This window comes from Streptomyces sp. (assembly GCF_019510245.1).
Taxonomy (GTDB): domain Bacteria; phylum Actinomycetota; class Actinomycetes; order Streptomycetales; family Streptomycetaceae; genus Streptomyces.
The window spans coordinates 1-19,290 of record NZ_JAEKKT010000058.1; the positions used below are offsets into that span (position 1 = coordinate 1).

The following is a 19,290-nucleotide window of genomic DNA, read 5'->3' on the forward strand; positions in this document are numbered from 1 at the left end:
AGGGCCTCCTGCTGCTCGGTGATTCGACACCAACGAGCTGTTCAGGAGGCCCTGTTCGTATGCGTCCAGCGCCCGCGACCACCCGATCGGGACTTCCGTTCGACGTGCATCTCCCAAGATCGAAAAGACAACAGCTTCTAAGCCTCGAAGCGTATGCCGACTGGGTGAATCATTCCCCCCTACGACCAAGGATGGCTGTTCAGAATCAAGCCGATGGATGGTGCCCCCACCCTCAACCTCCTCGCCGCCGCCGAATACGAGAGTCTGGTCGGCTGACCACCCTGCCGCACAGCACCCGCCGCCCGATGCATCAGGTGCCAGCGTCCTCTCCGTTGGGCCGTCCACGAGCGCGGCGAGCCGGTCGACGCCGGCAGCGCCGCGACGTCCTCCAGCTCCATGCAGTCGCCAGCTGGCCCGCGGCGTCCAGCAACTCCGCCAAGTCCCCAGGGCGACGCCATCCGCCGACCCGCTTTCCTTCGGGCCTGGTCCGGCAGGCTGAGCCAGCGGGCCCGGCCTCGGGCTGCGCCCGCTGCGCGATCCGGACGCCGCGGAGGCCCTCGGTGCCACCGGCCTCGCCCTGATCTCACGCCCGCCGACGTAGCCAGCCAGGGAACCCGACCAGCGATCTTTCCGTGAACCTCAGCGGACCCTTCAGTCGACGTGCTAGCCGAGCATGATCGTGCTGACGCGGATTTGCTGTACCCCAACTACGCACACCCGGACTCGTCGACGATACTGACCAATCACGGTCGCGGCTCGCCAACTATCCGCTGGCCGCCATGATCGCGTTGATGAGGTCGCCGCCGCTCTCTTTCAAGGCCCTGACCGCCTTCGCTCTTGACGCACCAGTCTGATCCATAACCAATTCGATGTCCTTGGGGTCAACCCCGGTCTCGTCGACGGTGTCCTCGATGGTGTCGTCGTCAGGCTCAGGAACGTCTTCGAAATCTTCTGGCATGAAGTCCTCCAAGGAGCGAAGAAGTACCGCTCAGCCCTTCCACTGCTCAGGCACCGTGAAACAGGTGCCCCACCGTCACGGGCGGCGTTCCCTAACTTGACTCTGTCGGGGATCTTGGAGTTTCCCGGTGCGGCAGCATGGTCGATGGAGATGATCGGGGAGTTCCGCCGACCGTTGCAGCTGTCGAGGTGCCCGTTGTCCCTGCGCCCCCGTTCCGGTGAGCACGTTCCGCCTCTGACCGCACGGGTCGCGCGGGCGAGCAACCCGGGCGGTACGACGGCCGTATGGGTGCGGGCCCGGCTGGACGGGCTGTGGCGCGACGAGGACTTCGCGGACTGGTACCCCAGGGACGGGCGTCCGGGGCTCTCGCCCGCTCAGCTGGCCACCGTCTGTGTGCTGCAGTTCCTGCTCGGGCTGTCGGACAGGCAGGCCGCCGAGGCGGTCCGCTGCCGCATCGACTTCAAGTACGCGATGGCCATGGAGCTGGACGATCCCGGCTCCCACCACAGCGTGCTGGCCGACTTCCGCGAGCGTCTCACCGAGGACGGCCGAGCCGACCGCCTCCTCGACCTCGCACTGGCCCGCCTGAAGGAGGCCGGCCTGGTGCGCGAGCGCACCACGCAGCGCACCGACTCCACGCACGTCCTGGCCGCGGTGCGTGATCTGACCCGCCTGGAGCTGGTCACCGAGGCGGTTCGCGCCGCACTCGAAGAGGTCGCAGGTATCTCACCTCATCTGCTGGACGAGCTGGTCGACCAGGGCCGGGGGCTGCGCTACGGCCGGCCGGTCCGCCTGGGGAAGAACCCCACCAAGCCCATGACTAGGATTCTTGCCACCGGGAACGACGCCGTCCGGCTTCTGGAACACCTCCACCGCTACGCAGCGGACCGCATGTCCGGTCCTCGCATCCAGGCTCTGCGGCAGATCATGGTGCAGAACTATCACCGTGATGCCGCGGGACACCTGCGCTGGCGCACCGCCGAGAAGGAAGGCGGGGCGGGTCTGCCGCCGTCGTCGAGGGCGATCGTCTCGCCCTACGACACCTCGGCCCGCTGCGCGAGGCACGGACACATCATCAGCTGGAAGGGGTTCGCCGCTCATCTGACCGAGACCTGTGCTGCCGACGGCCTCAACGTGATCACGGACATCGCCACCACCGCGGCCACCACCCACGACAGCCAGGTGCTGCCCGGCATCCACACCCGCCTCGCCCGACGCGGCCTGCTGCCCGCCGAGCACCTGGTCGACGCCGGCTACACCTCTCTGCCCCACCTGGAACAGGCCGCCCGTGAACACCAGGTCACCGTCTCCGGTCCGCTGAAGAGCAACCCCACCCGCCAGCACCGCCGAGGCGAGGGCTTCGCCCGGGACGGCTTCCACATCGACTACGACCGCCGACAGGTCACCTGCCCCCAGGGACAGGTCAGCGCGGGCTGGCACGGCCCTTACCCGACCTCCTCGCCCGCCGCCGCCCCGCTGATCGTCGCACGGTTCACCGAAAGCCAGTGCCGCCCCTGCCCGGCCCGCACCCAGTGCACCAGCACCGCCGACAACGCCCGCACCGTGGGCTTCCCCCCACGAGAGCTCCGTGACCTGCAACTCCGCGTCCGCGCCGAGCAGCAGACGCCCGAGTGAAAGACGCGCTACGCGGTCCGCTCCGGAGTGGAGAGCACGGTCAACGAGTTCGCCCACGGGCACGGTATGCGGCGCTGCCGCTATCGAGGACAGGGAAAGGTCCATGTCCAGCACGTGTTGACAGCCATCGCCGTCAACATCGAGCGCCTCGGCGGACTGGCCCCGGCTGAGGAAGCCCCCACACCCCGCCAGCCGACTGCCTTCCAGAACTACCTCGACCAGCGCGAGCTCCCTCGCCTGAAGTCCTGGCGAACCCTGGGCAGTTGACTCCGCCGACACCAAGATCCCCGACAGAGTCAAGCTAGCGGGAGCAGCGGAATCCCTGACACCCGTGGTCCCGCGTCGTCGAGCCGCCTCAAACCGCTGTCCTGACACGTCCCTGCGGAGTGATCTCCATCAACGGCCCCAGTCACCGGTTCAAGAACCGGCTCGCTGCCATCGAACGAGAGCGGGACGACGCGGCCTGACAACGTGGTCGACAATGACCACATGGATGTCACCGAGCTGCTCGAATCGGCTTCCCTCCTGGTCCCGGAAGAGGTCGCTACCGAAAACGACATCACGGTGCGAGACGTCTGGGACTACCTAGCCCACGACGAATGGCAGATCGCTCTGAGCCTGCTGGAGGAGCTCGGGGACGGGCAACCGCTGCCCCTGACGTTCTGGGAGCAGCTTGCCAAGGCGGCTGAGCAGCTTGGCCTTGAGCGGAGCGCGACTTGGTGCCATTGGCGATGCTCCGAGATCCGAAACGGAATGATCCGGGCGGACCTGACGCTCCGTCCAGTCACAGAGACGCGACGCAAGACACCAATCGCCGGTCACGGCGTTCTGCGGCCCATGTGGGACATCGGGAACCTCTCACCCACCGGGAGCGCTGCGGTGAGCATCGCCGGGCTCTGGGTTGAGGGCATGCCCATTCTGGAGCCCGGCGGCCGAGCCACTGTCCGCCTCGTTCCCCTCACCCCCGCTCACTGGACGCACGTCGAAGCCGGCCAACTGATCAACATGCACGAGGACCGAACCGTGGCTGGCACCGCAGTCGTGCTGGAGATTCACCCCCCTGCCACCGCCATGCTCACGAGATAACGCCGGCTCCCGACATCGCGCTGGTGCAGATATCTCCGTAATTGGTGGAGCACTCACAGGGGTACGTCGACACCAGGACGCTGTTGAATGCTTTGCCCCGCTTGACCGGATCATGATCCATCGCGTCGAGACTCTGGTAGAGCGAGAAGGGCTTCTGGGCCTCATCCCGAGCGCGGGCGGGCACGGACTGTCGAAGCTGGTTGAACCGCGGAAACATCACCGAACGTCCTCGCCACTCGTCGCGCCTGAGGGCTGGCCGTCGACCACGCCGCTCGTTGCCCCATCCGCATTCTGCCCTTTGATCGCAGTGTTGGACGAGACCTCTCGAACTCACTGACCTGCCCCGAGCCGGTCGACGTTCGCAGGTTTGCTCAAGTCTCCGGTGACCATCACGCCCAGCAGCGGGCCGGGGGTGTCGACCACTACGTGCCGCTTGCGACCGTTGACGAGCTTGCCGCCGTCGAAGCCGCGGCTGTCCTGTCCAACGACGGCGTCCGCCTTCACCGACTGAGAGTCGATCACCCCGGCCGTCGGCTCCGCGTCCCGCCCCAGCTCCTCGCGGACCTTTGCGCGCAACCGGTCGTGGAACTCCCTGACCAGGGCGTGGTCGCGCCAGCGGCGGAAGAAAGCACGTCCGGTCCCACGGCGGGAAGCCGGCCGGCATCGCACGCCACTTGACACCGTTGTCCACGAGGTACCGGATCGCGTCCAGCGGCGCGCGGTGGCAGTATCCCTCCGGCCGGCCGCCCCGCCCGCGCATCCAGCCCGGCACCGGCAGCAGCGGCCTAACCTCGGCCCACTCCGCGTCCGTCATGTCCGTCGGGTACCGGCGCTGCCGCTCGGGCCGGTCGGCCGCGTTGCCGTACACGTACGCGAGGCAATCACACGTTGGAGCGGCCGAGTTGGAGCGGCCGAGCTGGACCGCCTGGCGATCGGCACGGAAGACAGCGGCACAGGGGCCTCCTGTTGCTCTATGGATGATTCGACACACACGAGCTGTTCAGGAGGCCCCGCCTTCATGCTCTGGCCACGGCAGGATCACCCGACCGGGAACCCACGTTCGACCACCAACGCTCAAGATCGAAAAGTTCTTACGTGTCGGGATGCTCCGGCAGGGCGAGCCAGTCCGACCAGGAGATCTCGCGGCCGAGGAAGCGCGGCTGGTCGAACGGCCAGTCGGCGCCGATCCACTGCGGCACCAGCGCGTCGAGTGCTTGCTCGACCTTGCTGCCCACCAGCTCGTCCACCACCCACCAAGAGATCTCGCCGTCCGCGCCGGCCCTCTCCGGTGGGTCGATGTAGACGCAGCCGAGCAGAGCTGTCTCCGCCGCGTCGAACAGCGCGTAGTTGAAGGACTGGTGTGCGGCGATCTCCTTCTCGTGCCGCAACAGGTCGGCCTGGTCGGCCTCGTAGGTCATGCCGGCCGCGGGCCAGCCCCAGGCCGGACCGAAGATGGTCCACAGCCGCTCGCGCGAACCCCTCACAGCCGGATAGTCGAGCGGGGTGTCCGCCTCCCGGATCGGCCGTAGGTGATGACCACCGCCCGGCAGCGGTACCAGGACGGGGTGGACGAAGTCATCGGGAAGCCAGCTCATGGCGCCCGACCGTAGCAGCGCGCGGCCGTCCACTCCCCTGGATTTACCCCGCATACCGCCAGGCCCTGCTCTCATGCCGGGCAGGGCCCGCGATCACCCGATCGAGACTCCCATGCGATCGACAGACTCCATGATCGGTATGGCAACGGCTTCTAACGACCCCACCCGCGATTGATCGTGGATGCTGTGCCTCAAGGGCCAGGGTTAGGCTCGTGGCTGATCACGGCTACCGACGAGGCGGTTTCGAGGCATGAGCGGAAGAGTGACGGCGGTCAGCAGCAACGGGGAGTACTCGTTCACCAAGCCGAACCGGGACAGCGTCGTATTGCTGGCCGGGCTTGGTGTGGAAGGGGACGTGCACGCCGGTGTGACGGTCAAGCACCGCTCGCGCGTCGCGCAGGATCCCACTCAGCCGAACCTGCGCCAGGTCCACCTCATTCACGAAGAGCTCTTCGCCGAGGTCGGCGAAGAAGGGTTCAAGGTAGCGCCCGGCGAGCTCGGCGAGAACATCACCACGCGCGGCATCGATCTGCTCCGCCTTCCGGTCGGCACATTGCTGCGCATCGGCGACTCCGCGGTCCTCGAAGTCACCGGCCTCCGCAATCCCTGCCTGCAGATCGACACGTTCCAGGACGGGCTGCTGAAGCAGGTCGTCGGCCGCGACGAGGCGGGGAACATCGTGCGCAAAGCCGGAATCATGAGCATCGTGAGGGAAGGCGGCGTGGTGCGCCCTGGCGACACGGTCGATATTGAGCTTCCCAGCGGTCCGCACCAGCCCCTGGACCGGGTCTGACCAGCTTCCCGGGCAAGCCGTGACATGACGACGGCCGCGCGGGTTCTTAAGGTGTGAACATCAAGCAGGCTCGCGCGGCCATGGCCCATCCTGCCTTCTGCGGCATCGCGCCCAACTTCTTGGCGAGTTGATCGAAGAACTCGCGCCGCGCTGGGAAGCGCGCTGCGAGTCCGCACGGCACGAACGGCGCCGGGGCGCACACGGCAGGCCGAGGCCGGCCCGAGGTACGAACTCGTCTTCACCGACCGGCTGCTGGCCACCCTGGTTCACTGCGCACCGGCCTCACCCATGAGGCCCTCGGCGTGATCTACGAGGTGGGCTCGTCCACCCTCGGCCGTGCCATCAGCGAGATCCGCCCGCTCCTGGCGGAGCGCGGACTCGCCATCCCCGACCGGCTCGGCCTACGGCTGAAGACCCTGGAGGCCGTGTTCGCCTACGCCGTCGCCGAGAACATCACCCTGCGCATCGACGGCATCGAGACCCAGGGCCAGCCGGCCCGGCAGGCGAGCCTTCGTCTCGGGCAAGCGCAGGCAGAACACCATGAAGACCACCGCTATCAGCGATCAGCAGGGCCGCACCCTGTGGTCCGGCGCGATGCGTCCCGGCCGGATTCACGACCAGACCTGTGTGCGCACCGAGGCCATCGCCGAGCAGTTCCGTCTCCAGCCCAGCGTGAAGGCCGAGGCCGACGAGGGTTACCGGGGACTGGCCAACGAGTTCGCGGACCAGGTCAGCGCCCCGCCGAGAAGACCGAAAGACTTCGACGAAGCACCGCTGACCGAACGGTACCGGTGACGCGAGCAGCGGCGTCGTCAGTCTTCCCGACGGGTCTTCGTCGAACACGCCAACGCCGAACACCGGCAATGGCGCACGCTGCAGCGGTACACCGGATGGCGCGAGGACTACGGCGAGACGCACCGGGCCATCGCCGGCATTGTCTCCGACCGCGTCGCCAAGCGGGCCACCCGGCACAAGCCGAGCACCGAACTCGTGCTCGTCCGTACGACGGCCTGCGGAATCATCCACCAGCCGAACCCCCAGGTCGGCACGACCCGACACCAATCGCGGGGCAGCCCGTAAGGTACTACGCCATGACAGCGGGCAGGGTTCCGCTGGCGGGCCGCGAGGGCGCATCAGGAGGCGAGCACGCGCTGGTGCAGCTCGGTGACAACCTTGCGGGCAGAGGAGATCGCGCCGTGCTGCCAGGCGTCCAGATAGCTGAGGTAGTCACCGGCGAAATACACGTGCCCCTGGGCCGTGTTGAGCGGCGCGTACGCCGGTGCGTCGGGGCCGCCGGGCATGGAGTGCCAGGCGCCTTCGAGGTAGGGAACGAGCTTCCACTGGTGGGAGTAGGACGCGGCGAGTTCGCTACGGTACTTGCCGCCGTGGATCTTGACACCCTGGTCAAGGGCGCGTTCCAGGCGCTGGGCCGGGGTGAGGGCCGAGTACAGGTCGGAGTGGGCGCCCGTGTTGTAGTAGCCGATGATCAGACCGCGCTCGCCAAGGTGCCCGTAGGACGGGTACCAGATGTGATCGAGGTCCAGGTCGGTCTCGGTGATGCCGCCGAAGATCTTGAAATCCCTCTCCCACCAGCGGCTCTTGTACTCGAGTCCGATCTTGGAGGCGTAGGACGGTTTCACCGCCCGCAGTGCGGTCTGCACGGCGGTGCCGAGGTTGTGCGAGGTCTTGGCCAGGATGTGCGGGGCGAGGGTGGCGATGCAGTAGTCGGCCGTGATGGTGCGGGTACGGCCGTTCTGGGTGTAGGTGATCAGCACTCCGTCGGAGGTGTTCTTGATGTCGGTGACGGGGGCGCTGGTGCGGATCTTCTCCTCGCCTATGGCGCGGGCGAACGCCATCGGTATCCGGTCCATGCCGCCGACGGGCTGGAACATCAGCATCGCCTGGTCGTAGCCGAACTCGAAGGAGAAGTAGCGGCCCACGTTGGAGGCGAACACATCGGAGAGGGAAGGTACGTCGCCGAGTTCCTCGCCGGGGGTGCCGGCGGCGCCCGGGTCGATGCTGAAGCCGCGGTGTTCGGTCCCTGTGTACGTGTAGTCGGAGCCGAGCGAGCCGTAGCTCTTGAGGAACGTGAGCAGCCGTTCCTTGTCGTCCGCCGTCAACTCGGCATCCAATGCACCGGAGTTGGTGGCCTTGGACAGCAATTCGGAGACGTAGCCGTAGACGTCGGCCTTGGCGGTGCGGTACTGGACCGGCGCCTTCATGCCGGTGGTCTCGTTGTAGATGAGCGCTCCGGCATTGGTGTTGGTGAAGACCTCGACGGGCACGCCGAGCTCACGGCAGTAGTCGAGGGTGACCATCCACTGGGCAAGGCGTGCGGGGCCGGCGTTCATGTACTGGCCCTTGCTGAATCCCGCGGTCTGGCTGACGCCGTTGATGTCGGTCAGCCGGTCGCCGCCGCGGACGGTGAGGTTGCGGCCTCCGACGCGATCGCGTGCTTCGAGGACCGTACAGTCGTAGCCGGCCTTGCCGAGTTCGTAGGCGGAGGTGAGGCCGGCGATGCCGCCGCCGATGACGACGACCTTGGCGGGCCTGCCCTTACGGCCCTGGAGGGTGAAGTCGCCGTGCCTAGGGGCGCGGAACGGTGCTTCCTTCTCCGCTGCGTAGGCGGCGGTGGGGGCGAGGCCGAGCGCGCCCATCGTGGCGAACATGGCGCCGGCACCGCCGGTCACACCCACACTGCGCAGGAACGCGCGTCGGCTTGTTCCCGTCCCGACTTGAGGCTCTGCCATGGAGGGGCTCCCCTTCCGATCTTGAACGACGGGGGAAGCGTGCCAATGGACAGTTACGGCCTACGACGCATTCGTGTATCCCGCACGTTTCTGCATGCGCAGGGCCGAAGAGACATCGACGCGCGGGGCCGAAGGCACCCCCGATCCGCTGTGAGGCCAACGGGGCTGATGGCGCAATGAGTCGGGATGAAGCGTGGGCATGCGTGCGCGGTTACAAGAGGCGGATTCAGACGGCGGACGTGGAAAGCGCGGACCGATGAGCCCCTGATGCTTCCGCTGGAGACGATCGAGTTGGATGCCTTCCGTCGCCAGCACGACGGTGACACGTTCTGGTGCGCGCTCCTGCGAATCGCTCCAGCGCGGCCTCCTCGGTCGGGGCGGTGTAGAGGGGCCTGAGCGCCTTCGCGATCTTCTCCCAGTCCTGCCGGGCCGCGACGGCCACCCGATCTCCGGCATCGGACCGTATGCGGAGGAACCGCTTCAAGCCCTGGCCACCCGCGCGTACGGCATCCGGGCGACGGCACCGTGACGACGGCCCGCCCGCCGCGGAGGCAGGGCGCCGGGCCCAGCCGGTCAGGGCGGAGCCACCGGCGAACTCTGCGCCTCGGGCCGTGGCGCCGTGCGCTGTCTCGACGCCCCTGATGCCCGAGCCCTGTCCATGGTGGCGGCGAACCCCGCGTCCCGGCGTCGGCGCTGGTAGATCGCCTGAGAGGTGACCGCTGCGGAATGTGCCGCTTCCTTGACGGTCCAGCCGGTCTTCAGGCGGTCCAGGAAATGCCTCACCGCCGATACGGTCACCCGTGACCGCCTGGGTTTCCGGTAACTCGCGGCGAGACCGACGGCCGCTGACGCGGAGGAGCCGAACAAGAAAGTTCTCACGTGCCGGGATGCTCCGGCAGAGCGAGCCAGTCCGACCTTACGAGCTCGTGCATGGTTGGCGTTGGCACGTCGAGACCTTGATCGTCGATCATGGTCTGCGTGGTGGTGAACCGGACGCGTGCAGCGGTCCTTCGCAGTCAGCAGATCACCGGACTGAGTTCAGAGGTGATCGCCGAACTCGTAGCGGAAGTCGGCCTGTTGTGGCACGAGCGGCACCAGGCGACACTCGCCTCGCGCCCCCGCCAACGGGCCGTCGGCGCCGGCGCCAAGCACAAGCTCGTCTTCGTCGATCGGCTTCTGGCCACGCTGGTTCATCTCCGCCATGGCGCCACCCACGACGTACTGGCCTGCTGGTTCGACGTAAATCGCTCCACCATCACGCGTGCGATCGGTGAAGTGCGGCCGCTGCTGGCCCAGCGGGGCTGCACCATCGCGCCTGGCCTTCGGATTCGCACGCTCACCGAGGTGGTCGACCACCTCGGCGAGAACGAGCAGACCGGGATCATCGACGGCATCGAGATCCGCGTCCGCCGCCCGGCTGCCGGGCGCAAGGACCGGGACAAGTACATCTCGGGTAAGAACAAGCAGAACGCCGTCAAGTCCATGGTCTTCACCGACGCTGACAGCCGCCTCCTGTACTGCAGCCCGGCTGAGCCCGCGAGCTGTGCGGACATCACTCATGCCCGCAAGTTAGGGCTGGTCAGGCTCCTGTCCGACGGCCCCGTGGTGGAAATCCTCGCGGACGCCGGCTACCAGGGCCTGGGTGCCCAGACCGGCGGACGTGTGGTGACTCGGCCACACCGCAAGTTCAAGAAGAACGCCCCAGACTGGTACGAGGAGATCCATGAGCAGCGGCGCAAGGCCCACTCTTCGCGCCGGATCCGCGTCGAGCACGGCATCGCTCACCTGAAGAACTGGCGAGCCCTCGCCCGCCACCGCGGCCGGCGTGAGCACATGAGTGAGGTCATCCAGGCGGTCGCTGCGCTGCTCTCTCACCAACAGGCGGCCACCCTCGCAAGTGTGAACGCCGGGCCAGTTCACGCCCCTCGACGTGCCAACGCCAACCATGCACGAGCTCGTTAGTCGCGCAGCTGAGGGCGCTGGGGGTGCTGGATGGCTGTACTCCCTGGGGTGGATCAGACGGGGCCGTGCATCGAGTTGTCGCACGTGGACGCGGTGCGCGGACGTCGTCGGTGTCCACTGCGGGATTGCGTGACGGGCCGGTTCGATGATGTCGCTCCGGCGATGCGAGCGTGGTGTGGATCGGCTCGCAGCCGTTCTGGCTGCACTGGCATGACGGCGAGCGGGAGCGTCGCCATGCCCCGGACTACTTCATCTCTCCGCCCGGGCGAGCACCTGCGTTTGTGTCCCGTCTCAAACGCTCTGGCCCCGGCTCGGGTCTGTGACCTGCGGCGACCCGATGAGTTGAGACGTGAGGGGGCTGGAAGTCTCGGTTGATCTGGTCCTGGGTGACTTGATGCCGGATGGGGAAGTTGCCGATGGGCGGGGAGCGGGATCAGTTCGCCTGGCGGTAGCGGTCGACGATCGCGGTGCGCAGCGCCGGGGCTGACGCGCCGAGTGCCGACAGGATGGAAGGTATCTGCCCGCTTTTCATGGCGATGAGGCCGAGGGCGAGGCGCTTTGTGCCGATGTCGGTCTCGTGCCGGGTCTGTGCCTCGTGGACGGCGTTGGACAGGCTCTCTTTGGCGTCTGGGGTGAAGGGGATGTGCCCGGTGGGGCGGGCGCCGTCGGTCTGGTAGTGGCCAGCAGGGGCGGGGGTGGGTGCCGTGAGGACGGTGCGTCGGGCGCGGCGTTGGCTGCGCCAGTGACGCGGGGGTACTGCGCGCCGAGGGTTGAACCTGGAGGGGCGAGGTGGCCGGTGCACAGTCCGGCCGGCGCGGGCGAGGGCTTCTGGTCCGAACGATTCCTCGATCCTGGCGCGGACGGCGTCGAGATCGATCCCGATCGAGGCCAGCGCGTCCCGGTTGAGGGTGCCGAACAGGAAGGATCCGGCACCGAGGCCGACCTGGCGGACGATCTCCTCCTCGACGCGCTGGGGCGTGAGACCGTGCTCGCGCAGGACGAAGCTCGCGGGCTGGTCGGTCAGCGCGAGGGCGAGCAGGAGGTGTTCGCTGCCGATGTGGTGGTGCCCGAGCCGGCGTGCATGGTCTTGAGCGTGGACGACGACGGTGCGGGCGTCGGGGGTGAAGTGTTCGAACATCCCCTGTGCGGCGACTCCGCGCTCTACGCGGCAGCCTCCAGCCCCCAAGTGGATCAGGTCCCTCCGCGGCACCATGGTGGGCCGAGGGGCCTGGGCGGAGTTCACAGCGGCCCTCGAAGCAGACCGCTTGCGGCGATAACAACCCTTCCCTGCGACGGGCGAAGCCCCCACCGCGGGCGCGCACAACCCGTTTCGGCGCATACGACTTCGCGCCGAATCCGGAGCACGACGAGGCGCTGCTGACGGCCGCCGGGGAGAGTGTTCCATGCTGCGGAGCGCCGTCGCCCCGTAAATGCATCGTTCTCATCTGGTGGCAGCCTCCCAGAGAAGGCTCACTATGAGCGCCGCCGCGCCGAAGCACACCGCTGCCAAAAAGGGGAGCGCAACACAACCCCAGGCGATGTTGTCGGCGGTCGCCTTCCGAGGCGTGATCCGCGCGACCGCGGGCCGGTCCGGCAAATAGACGACACCTACCGCATCCCCTGCCTGCGGTATGCGCACTTCCATGAGCACTCTGCTCTTGAACGAATGCTCTTCACCCAGAGAGTCGACAAACCGAACCAGCAGTCGCATACCGCGCCGCGCCGGTATCAACTCGACGCATTTTCCGGCAGTTTCCACGCCCTTCTGCCCGATTCGCCATTCCTCGATCAACAACCGGACGACAAATGTGACGGCTCGCACGGCGAAGTAGAGCCCGACCGCGGGCAGCAAAGAGACCGCGAGAGCGGCAAGAAGAGAAACGAATACGGGCAACAGTTTCCTTTCATCGCAACATCAGAGCTCAAGGAGGGTCAATGAGCACCCCAGCCGACCCGGGATTCGACGAACTCAACAAAAAGGTATCAGAGATACTGAATGGCATGGTAGACCCAGGTCAATCATTATTTCGAGGAGGCCTACAGCAAAGTCGGCGGCGACCTTGAGAAGCCGGTCGACTGGCTGAAACACGTGGACCCGGACGGCAGTTCGATCGCCGCGTCGAGCCAGGGACTCTACTGGAGCCAGCAGGCAGCCAAGCTCGATGTGAGCGCGTTGACCGCCTCGTTCGACGGGTTCAAAGTGGATGAATCCGGTATTTATCTCATGGGGGCCAAGGTCTACGAATTCCCGTGGGTCAGCGCACTGGAAGAGAAGTTCGGAACCGCGTCCGCCAGCGCCAGAGAAGTGAAAACCCTGCAAGACGACATGCCGTTGATCAAGGGAGACATCAACGAGTGAAGGGGGAAATGGTCGACGTCAAGGGCGAGATCACCGGTGTGAAGACCCTGGCGAGCGATCTCAGCGGCACGGTCTCCACACTGAAGAACAAGCAGAAAACCTACCGGAATCAGAAGGTCGGCGTAGCCGAAAAGTGGGCGACAAGGGCGCGGGTCGAGAACCGGCTGAAAAAGGGAAGGACCGTCGGGGACCGCGTGCGGGAAGAGCCTGCCGTCGCCCAGACGGGTCGTGACGTCCAGCAACTGGCACAACGCGTAACGGACCTGGAATCGGCCATCGGCAGGTGACCCGAGCCGCAAGCCAAAGAAGCCACGCACAGAAGGACGAGGCATGAAATGTCACTTGTCAGTTCCCTGAAAAAGGCCTCCGCATCTCTGGAGGACTTCAAGGCGAAGGCCTCGAACGCCGGCTCCGCCGCAAAGAGTTTGGGAAGCACCGGGCAGCAGAGCTCCCAACAGATCCAGTCCCTCAAGACCGCAGCCCAGGGTTCGGAAAAGGAGCTCAAGGGCCTCAAGACCGCCACCGACCAGGCCGAGACGTCCCTGGGCAAGGCCGGCAAGACCGGTTCCAGTGAGGCGGCCGGGAGGACGGCGACGTAGTGTCCGGGCCCGGCCTGTGAGGGGCTCCTGATGTGGCAGAAGGGAGCAAGCACGGCCTCCCCGCGCTTCTGCAAGCCTGCCGTGCTCGCTGATGGCGGCGGTCGGGGAGGCCGGTTCTGCTCGTCAGTTCCAGGGAGATGCGGTGAGCCAGCTGGTGTCCTGGGCCCACGATGTCGTGGAGTCCCAGGCGTTGGAGCCGCCGTTACTGGCTATGTAGCCCGTGAAGTTGTAGTGCCGGATGTACTTCGTCGGAAAGTTGACGGACTGGAAGGAGTGGCCGACGCCGCTGTTGCCCGTGGTGGGGCAGAAGGTGGCGTCCTGCGCGAAGGAGCCGGCGCCGGTGTCGGCGCTCGCGTAGAGCTCGTAGTTGTAGTGGCGCAGGAACTGGCCGGGGTTGTTGGCGGATTCGAAGGTCAGGCAGGAGCTGTTGGCCAGACCGGAGCGGACGATCCAGGTGGCGTCGGCCTTGTCGGTGGCGGAGCTGGAGGAGGTGATGTTGGAGATGACGACCTTGTTGTCGGCGTCGTTGTGGCGGAGGTAGTCGTTGGTGCAGCAGGGGGCGGTGGTGGCTTGCAGGGAGATCCGGGAGCCGGGGGTGAGCGAGCCGGTGCTGGTCGAGCCGCTGTTGTAGCCGGCGGCGGTGATGTTGGCCTGGACGGCGTTCTCGGTGGCGTCCGAGGGGTAGCCCTGGGTCATGACGCCTTCGTAGAAGGTGCCTTGGGCGCCCTTGCTGTTGTCACCGCCGATGCCCAGGATGATCGAGCCTTCCTTGTGCATCGGGTTGTAGCCGGAGACGTTGGGGCGCACGCCGTTGTAGAAGGTGGACAGGCTGCCCGACTGGGCGTCGCCGCCGCGGATGGCCCACTGGTTCGGGCCGCCCTTGACCATGGCGGTCAGGAACCGGTTGGTGACGGTGGGGTCGCCCGTGTTGAGGTGCTGGTTCACGCCGGAGAACAGGCCGTTCTCCAGGTCGGCCATGATCCAGGGGCCGTTGCCGCTGCCGGAGCCCCAGACCTTGTTGTTGCCGAAGTAGATGGCTTCCATGTGGCCGTTGCCGGTGTCGTGGTCGTTGGTCTCGGCGTTGCCGTAGTCGAAGCAGCAGCCGCCGTTGAAGTGCGTGCCGTCGAAGATCGCGTACATGCCCTCGGGCTGGTCGCCGGTCGCGATGCCGTTGGTGTGGTCGTTGCGGTAGCCGGTGCCGGGGGCGACGTAGACACCGTACGCCTTGTGCCCGCCGACGGTGACCGGCGCTTCGAAGGCGTTGGCAAGGTTGTCCGGCCCGCTTGCGGCGCCGCCCGCGGGCGCCTGGGTGAGGTTGTTGCCCTTGCCGGACTGGTCGTAGATGTCGGTGATGACGCAGCTGGTGCCCGCGCAGAAGGAGTCCTGTGCGGCGGCGTCGGCGTATCCACCGGTGCTCAGCAGGCCGATGTCCTTGGTCGCGTTGTCGGAGGCACGCCTGACCTGGTACAGCGGGCCGTTGTACGTGCCGTACAGGGCGCGGGTGGTGCTGTGCGCCGCTACGCAGGGCGTGCCGCCTGCTGCGTAGATGTCGCACGGCTGCTGGGTGGCGGCCTGCGAGATGGTGGGCGTGGCGCTGAGCAGGCCGGCGGCGAGCGCGACGGTGGCACCGGCCGAGAGGAGCGCGCGTCTTACGCTGCGTATCCACGGTGACTTGATCATGAATTGCTCCTTCGCGAGGTGGGGTGCGGGGTGAGGGGTCGCCGCCCCCCGATGTTCGGTGTCTCGCACGTTGTCCGATCCTGAGAACAGGGTGGGATGCGTCGACGGGTCCGTTGTTCGTCAGCTCCAGGGCGCGGCGGCGAGCCAGCTGGTGTCCTGGGCCCACGAGGCTGTGGTGTCCCAGGCGTTGGTGCCGCCGTTGCTTGCCACGTAGCCGGTGAATCGGTAGTGGCGGATGTACTTGGCCGGATAGTTGAAGGACTGGAGGGAGTAACCGGTGCCGCTGTTGCCCGGCTTGGAGCAGAAGGTGGCATCGGCGGCGAACTGACTGGAGCCGTCGTCGGGTTGCAGGTGAAGCTGGAAGGCGTAGTGCCTGAGGTACCTGCCGGACGCGTTGGCCGACTCGAAGGAGACGCAGTTGCTGTCGGCCAGGCCTGCGCGGACGACCCAGGTGGCGTTGCCCTTGTCGGTGGTCGAGCTGCTCGAGGTCACCGGCGCGATCACGACCTTGTCGTCGCTGCTGTCGTGCTGCAGGTAGTCCCCGGTGCAGCAGGAGGTGGTGGCTTGCAGCGACACCTTCGCGCCCGGGGTGAAGGGGCTGGTCGTGCCGGTGCTGTAGCCGGCCGCGGCGATATTGGCCTGGACGGCTGCGTCGGTGGCATCGGAGGGGTAGCCCTTGACCATCGCGCCCTCGTAGAAGGTGCCCGCGCTCGCGTTGCGGTTGGTCTGGCAGCAGTCGCCGCCGCTGCCGAGGATGACGGCACCCTGTTTGCGCATCGGCCATCCGCTGGGCAGGGCGCCGCTGTAGAGCTGGGTCAGGCTCCCGGACTGGGCGTTCGCACCTTTGAGCGCCATCTGGGTGGTGCCGTTGTTCTTGAGCATCGCGGTGACGAAGCGGCTGGTCTGGGAGACCTGGTTGGGGTTCCATGTCTTGGTCCCGCCGGAGAACAGGCCGTTCTCCAGGTCCGCCTGGACCCACGGTCCGGTTCCGCTGCAGCCGCCGAACCAGCACTCCGTGCCGAAGTTGATCGCGTCCATGGCACCGTTGCCGTCGGCCAGGTGGTCGATCTCCGTGTTGCCGTAGTCGAAGCAGCAGCCGTTGTTGACGTGGGTGCCGCTGGTGACCATGTACTCGCCCTCGGGTGAACTGCCGGTCGGCACACCCCCGGAGGAGTTGTACGCGAAGTAGCTGTTGCCGGGGTTGATGTAGAGCGCGTACGCCTTCTGCCCGCCCACACCGATCGCTTCGGTGGTCGCGGTGGCCGCGGTGTCGGCGCCGCCGGTCCCGCCGGGCCCCTGGTAGACCAGGGTGTTGCCGCCGCCGGTCTGGTCGTAGACGCGGGTGATGGTGCAGGTGGTGCCCGCGCAGAACGAGTCCTGTGCCGCCGCGTTGGCTACGCCTCCGGCCGACACTACCCCGACGTCGTGCACCGCACCGTCCGAGGCACGCTGCACTTGGTAGAGCGGTCCGTTGTACGAGGCGAACAGCGCGCGGGTCGTGCTGTGCGCCGCCACGCACGGCGTGCCACCCGCCGCGTAGATGTCACAGGGCCCCTGTGCAGCGGCCTGCGAGGTGCCACTGAAGGCGACAAGGCCGGCGAAGGCGAACGCCACCACGGCCAGACAGACAACGACCCCCCGACACAGTCGTCGAAACGTGAATGGCTCAGGCACCATGAACCCCCTTGTCATCGTTACGGGAACAGCGAGCCGCGCCCCGACGGGTTCGCGGTGCACAACCAGCAGCGGGCCCAGCAGGGCGAGCGTTCTTACGGTTCTGTTCAGCTCTTCCTCCGAACTCGGCCGGTCCGCTTGGCCGATCGCCGTGGCAAGGGTTCCGAATGTTCGAAATCGCGAACGCTGTGCGGCACTTCGAGCAGAAGATAGGTTTCAGCTATGGCTCCGTCAATGTTTCCGACAGATTCCGCTCCGTGTGTTCTGCCGCTCCACTCTGAGGAAGCCGTCCTCCGCCACGGCCCGGCAGGCAAGCGGCGGCTCGGCACTGACGCACTTCGGGGCGCAACATCCCGGGCCGTCCTGCGGTGGGCTTTCCATGACTTTGGACTGGCACTGTCAACGCTCTCGCAGAATTGACCACGGGTCAGTCCCGCAGAATTTCCGCCTGGGGTCGCAGCGTGCACGTGCCGTCCGGCGCTCTCGATCGAGCTCGTAGAGCGCGCGCATGGCGATCCCCGGCCTGGGCCCCGTGACCGTCGATGCTGACTTCGGCGACTACGTGAGTCGTCGCTTCCCGTTCGCGTCTTCGAGGACGTCCTCTGCCAGTTCGTCGTCATCGGCTATGAGGATGACGATGCGAAGGTCGACGTCGAGACGACCATCAGCCTCATTCTGGGACTTGACGAGTCGGCTCCGAGGTCCGCGTCGGTGCCGGTCTTCCAGTACTACATGGATGTGAAGACCGAGGGGGCGGCGACGAGGGCCTCGTGCCCCTCGCCGGCCCGGACGACGTCTGGTCGTACGTCCGAGCCGGAGGCGAGGTGACGGTCAGCGGGAGGACGTCCACGGCGACCGTCAGGTGTGCCGGCCTTCCCTCATACGGGCCGACGGGAGTGCGGAGGGAGGCCATTGCCGCGGCGATCTGTGCGGGTGGGGTTCGGGCGCGCCAGGACCCGGCGGCACATGACCTGCGTCCGGGATGGCCGCGCCGGGAAGGCATGGTCCGGGCCGGTCGGTGTGAGCGGTCGTCAACGGGAAGCCCCTCACTGTTCCTTGTCGGGGCGGGTCGTTCACCGCACCAGCCGCGCAGCTCGCTCTCGTACAGCTCGTCCGGGTCGAATCCCATGCTGGTGAACAGGTCCACACCGGCTCGCCCACCTGCGCAAGGTCGCCGCCGCGAAGGGCCTTCCGCCCATCACCTGGGACAAGACCTGGGGCTGCCGGATGCTCGACGACGCGCCGGAGGTCTGGATCCGCTACGAGCGGGCGTTCTTCGACACCGTCCACCACCGGGTGTCCCACTTCATCGCCGGGATTCTCCTCGCGCACCAGAAGAAGACCCCCGAAGGCCCCTACATCCGCACCGTGCTGGCGCAGATCGGCGCGATCGAGTCCACGCTCCAGCTCCTCGCCCAGCGAACCCAAACACCCTGGTCGCCCTGGACGGCGGCATCAGCACCGGACCGATCGTCGTCTACGACGTGTCGTCGGGCACTCCGGTCATCCGCGTCGCCGCGAACGAGGGCGGCTTCTACCGGGACGCCGCGCTCACGCCGGACGGACAGTCGGTCCTCGTCGTCGGGCAGGGGCACCGGGCGGTCGTCGAATACCGGCTCGCCGACCTCCAGGAGGTGCACGAGTACCCGGTCAACAGCGAGTCGGAGACCGTCAGCGTCGCCCCGGACGGCACGGTCGCGGCGACCTCGCTCGACACCGAGAACACCGGTGACACCTACGTCTTCCCCGGCGGCGCCGACGCCCCGGCCAGCATCCGCAACCTGTCGGACTCGTGGATGCCGTGGGGCGGGCACTCGACGGCCTGGTCGGCGGACGGCACGAAGCTGTTCGTGTTCACCGGGACGACGGACTTCACACAGCTGCAGACCGTCACCGAACCCCGCAAGTACGTGACGAAGCTGACCGTCGACGCCCCGGCCACCGGCACGCGCGGCAAGACGCTCACCGTCAAGGGCGCCCTCACCGCCGACCTGAAGCTGCCCGCCGGAACACCGCTGAACGTCACGCGTACCGACCTGCTGTCCCCCTCGGGCAAGTCCCTAGTGTGATGCGCCAGAAATCCTGAGGTTTAGTTCTGCTCTGTTTTCTGGTCGGTGGTTCCGACTTTGGTGAGGTAGTCGGCGAGGGAGTTGAGGATCTCGTCGGCCGTTTTGGTCCAGGTGAAGGGTCGCGGGTTTT

Annotated in this window: 17 protein-coding genes and 4 pseudogenes; 11 read left to right on the forward strand and 10 right to left on the reverse strand. The window is 67.0% G+C overall.

Annotated features, from left to right (window positions below; all coding sequences use genetic code 11):
• Positions 1 to 763: 763 nt before the first annotated feature.
• Complete coding sequence (locus tag JF597_RS02760; RefSeq protein WP_293988156.1) at positions 764 to 958, reverse strand: ubiquitin-like domain-containing protein; 195 nt, start codon at positions 956 to 958, stop codon at positions 764 to 766.
• Positions 959 to 1,351: 393 nt separating this feature from the next.
• On the opposite strand from JF597_RS02760, the pseudogene JF597_RS02765 reads away from it, so the two are divergent.
• The 3 genes and pseudogenes from JF597_RS02765 (at position 1,352) to JF597_RS02770 (ending at position 3,679) form a co-directional block, all read left to right on the forward strand.
• Positions 1,352 to 2,860 (forward strand): annotated as a pseudogene (locus JF597_RS02765) (transposase).
• A 92-nt stretch (positions 2,861 to 2,952) separates the two neighbouring features.
• Positions 2,953 to 3,060: pseudogene (locus tag JF597_RS55440) on the forward strand (AAA family ATPase); the annotation flags it as partial.
• A 22-nt stretch (positions 3,061 to 3,082) separates the two neighbouring features.
• The gene (locus JF597_RS02770) at positions 3,083 to 3,679 is read left to right on the forward strand and encodes a hypothetical protein (protein WP_293988159.1); all 597 of its coding nucleotides are present in this window, start codon (positions 3,083 to 3,085) and stop codon (positions 3,677 to 3,679) included.
• 330 nt (positions 3,680 to 4,009) lie between these two features.
• Here the strand turns inward: JF597_RS02770 and JF597_RS02775 are convergent, their stop codons facing one another.
• From JF597_RS02775 to JF597_RS02785, 3 genes and pseudogenes are all read right to left on the reverse strand, one after another.
• Positions 4,010 to 4,255 carry a transposase gene (locus JF597_RS02775; RefSeq protein ID WP_293988203.1) on the reverse strand — a complete coding sequence of 82 codons (246 nt, stop codon included), beginning with the start codon at positions 4,253 to 4,255 and terminating at the stop codon, positions 4,010 to 4,012.
• Between the two features lie 121 nt (positions 4,256 to 4,376).
• Positions 4,377 to 4,493, reverse strand: a pseudogene (locus JF597_RS55445) (IS5/IS1182 family transposase); the annotation flags it as partial.
• Between the two features lie 277 nt (positions 4,494 to 4,770).
• The gene (locus JF597_RS02785; protein WP_293988162.1) at positions 4,771 to 5,274 is read right to left on the reverse strand and encodes an N-acetyltransferase; all 504 of its coding nucleotides are present in this window, start codon (positions 5,272 to 5,274) and stop codon (positions 4,771 to 4,773) included.
• Between the two features lie 250 nt (positions 5,275 to 5,524).
• Here JF597_RS02785 and JF597_RS02790 point away from each other — a divergent pair, with 250 nt between their 5' ends.
• Positions 5,525 to 6,067, forward strand: coding sequence for an MOSC domain-containing protein (locus JF597_RS02790; RefSeq protein ID WP_293988165.1), 543 nt, complete (start codon positions 5,525 to 5,527; stop codon positions 6,065 to 6,067).
• A 401-nt stretch (positions 6,068 to 6,468) separates the two neighbouring features.
• Here JF597_RS02790 and JF597_RS02795 read toward each other — a convergent pair whose 3' ends face one another.
• Positions 6,469 to 6,609: a hypothetical protein gene (locus JF597_RS02795; RefSeq protein ID WP_293988168.1), complete on the reverse strand. Its 141-nt coding sequence runs from the start codon at positions 6,607 to 6,609 to the stop codon at positions 6,469 to 6,471.
• Between JF597_RS02795 and JF597_RS02800 the strand changes: the two genes are divergently transcribed.
• Positions 6,608 to 6,862, forward strand: a complete 255-nt coding sequence (locus JF597_RS02800; RefSeq protein ID WP_293988171.1) for a hypothetical protein — start codon at positions 6,608 to 6,610, stop codon at positions 6,860 to 6,862. The genes JF597_RS02795 and JF597_RS02800 overlap by 2 nt on opposite strands.
• 338 nt (positions 6,863 to 7,200) lie before the next feature.
• On the opposite strand, the gene JF597_RS02805 is transcribed toward JF597_RS02800, so the two are convergent.
• On the reverse strand, positions 7,201 to 8,817 hold the full coding sequence (locus JF597_RS02805) for a flavin monoamine oxidase family protein (RefSeq protein ID WP_293988173.1): 1,617 nt from the start codon (positions 8,815 to 8,817) through the stop codon (positions 7,201 to 7,203).
• A gap of 978 nt (positions 8,818 to 9,795) precedes the next feature.
• Here JF597_RS02805 and JF597_RS02810 point away from each other — a divergent pair.
• Positions 9,796 to 10,779 carry a transposase family protein gene (locus JF597_RS02810; protein ID WP_293988176.1) on the forward strand — a complete coding sequence of 328 codons (984 nt, stop codon included), beginning with the start codon at positions 9,796 to 9,798 and terminating at the stop codon, positions 10,777 to 10,779.
• Between the two features lie 30 nt (positions 10,780 to 10,809).
• Positions 10,810 to 11,033, forward strand: a pseudogene (locus JF597_RS02815) (hypothetical protein); the annotation flags it as partial.
• Positions 11,034 to 11,212: 179 nt separating this feature from the next.
• Here the strand turns inward: JF597_RS02815 and JF597_RS02820 are convergent.
• Both JF597_RS02820 and JF597_RS02825 read right to left on the reverse strand, forming a co-directional pair.
• Positions 11,213 to 11,917 carry a Clp protease N-terminal domain-containing protein gene (locus tag JF597_RS02820; RefSeq protein WP_293988178.1) on the reverse strand — a complete coding sequence of 235 codons (705 nt, stop codon included), beginning with the start codon at positions 11,915 to 11,917 and terminating at the stop codon, positions 11,213 to 11,215.
• Between the two features lie 303 nt (positions 11,918 to 12,220).
• Positions 12,221 to 12,673 (reverse strand): DUF3592 domain-containing protein, encoded by a 453-nt coding sequence (locus tag JF597_RS02825; protein ID WP_293988181.1) that lies wholly within the window; start codon positions 12,671 to 12,673, stop codon positions 12,221 to 12,223.
• A gap of 195 nt (positions 12,674 to 12,868) precedes the next feature.
• Between JF597_RS02825 and JF597_RS02830 the strand changes: the two genes are divergently transcribed.
• Genes JF597_RS02830 through JF597_RS02840 form a run of 3 tightly spaced genes read left to right on the forward strand, consistent with a single transcriptional unit; the run spans position 12,869 to position 13,737 of the window.
• Entirely contained in the window at positions 12,869 to 13,138 is a 270-nt protein-coding gene (locus tag JF597_RS02830; protein WP_293988184.1) for a hypothetical protein, read from the forward strand.
• 8 nt (positions 13,139 to 13,146) lie between these two features.
• A complete protein-coding gene (locus JF597_RS02835; RefSeq protein WP_293988187.1) occupies positions 13,147 to 13,425 on the forward strand; it encodes a hypothetical protein in 279 nt (92 codons plus the stop codon).
• A 48-nt stretch (positions 13,426 to 13,473) separates the two neighbouring features.
• A complete protein-coding gene (locus tag JF597_RS02840) occupies positions 13,474 to 13,737 on the forward strand; it encodes a hypothetical protein (protein WP_293988190.1) in 264 nt (87 codons plus the stop codon).
• Between the two features lie 123 nt (positions 13,738 to 13,860).
• Here the strand turns inward: JF597_RS02840 and JF597_RS02845 are convergent, their stop codons facing one another.
• Together JF597_RS02845 and JF597_RS02850 are read right to left on the reverse strand one after the other, a co-directional pair.
• Positions 13,861 to 15,417 carry an alpha-L-arabinofuranosidase B gene (locus JF597_RS02845; protein WP_293988193.1) on the reverse strand — a complete coding sequence of 519 codons (1,557 nt, stop codon included), beginning with the start codon at positions 15,415 to 15,417 and terminating at the stop codon, positions 13,861 to 13,863.
• A 120-nt stretch (positions 15,418 to 15,537) separates the two neighbouring features.
• Positions 15,538 to 17,034, reverse strand: coding sequence for an alpha-L-arabinofuranosidase B (locus JF597_RS02850; RefSeq protein WP_293988196.1), 1,497 nt, complete (start codon positions 17,032 to 17,034; stop codon positions 15,538 to 15,540).
• 1,541 nt (positions 17,035 to 18,575) lie between these two features.
• On the opposite strand from JF597_RS02850, the gene JF597_RS02855 reads away from it, so the two are divergent.
• Positions 18,576 to 19,160 (forward strand): hypothetical protein, encoded by a 585-nt coding sequence (locus tag JF597_RS02855; RefSeq protein WP_293988199.1) that lies wholly within the window; start codon positions 18,576 to 18,578, stop codon positions 19,158 to 19,160.
• Positions 19,161 to 19,290: the final 130 nt, after the last annotated feature.

Coding starts and splice junctions, on each gene's coding strand:
- JF597_RS02795 (WP_293988168.1), bottom strand. CDS start 6,609: ATGGTGTTCTGCCTGCGCTTGCCCGAGACGAAGGCTCGCCTGCCGGGC.
- JF597_RS02805 (WP_293988173.1), bottom strand. CDS start 8,817: ATGGCAGAGCCTCAAGTCGGGACGGGAACAAGCCGACGCGCGTTCCTG.
- JF597_RS02790 (WP_293988165.1), top strand. CDS start 5,525: ATGAGCGGAAGAGTGACGGCGGTCAGCAGCAACGGGGAGTACTCGTTC.
- JF597_RS02840 (WP_293988190.1), top strand. CDS start 13,474: ATGTCACTTGTCAGTTCCCTGAAAAAGGCCTCCGCATCTCTGGAGGAC.
- JF597_RS02845 (WP_293988193.1), bottom strand. CDS start 15,417: ATGATCAAGTCACCGTGGATACGCAGCGTAAGACGCGCGCTCCTCTCG.
- JF597_RS02770 (WP_293988159.1), top strand. CDS start 3,083: ATGGATGTCACCGAGCTGCTCGAATCGGCTTCCCTCCTGGTCCCGGAA.
- JF597_RS02820 (WP_293988178.1), bottom strand. CDS start 11,917: ATGTTCGAACACTTCACCCCCGACGCCCGCACCGTCGTCGTCCACGCT.
- JF597_RS02785 (WP_293988162.1), bottom strand. CDS start 5,274: ATGAGCTGGCTTCCCGATGACTTCGTCCACCCCGTCCTGGTACCGCTG.
- JF597_RS02835 (WP_293988187.1), top strand. CDS start 13,147: ATGGTCGACGTCAAGGGCGAGATCACCGGTGTGAAGACCCTGGCGAGC.
- JF597_RS02760 (WP_293988156.1), bottom strand. CDS start 958: ATGCCAGAAGATTTCGAAGACGTTCCTGAGCCTGACGACGACACCATC.
- JF597_RS02800 (WP_293988171.1), top strand. CDS start 6,608: ATGAAGACCACCGCTATCAGCGATCAGCAGGGCCGCACCCTGTGGTCC.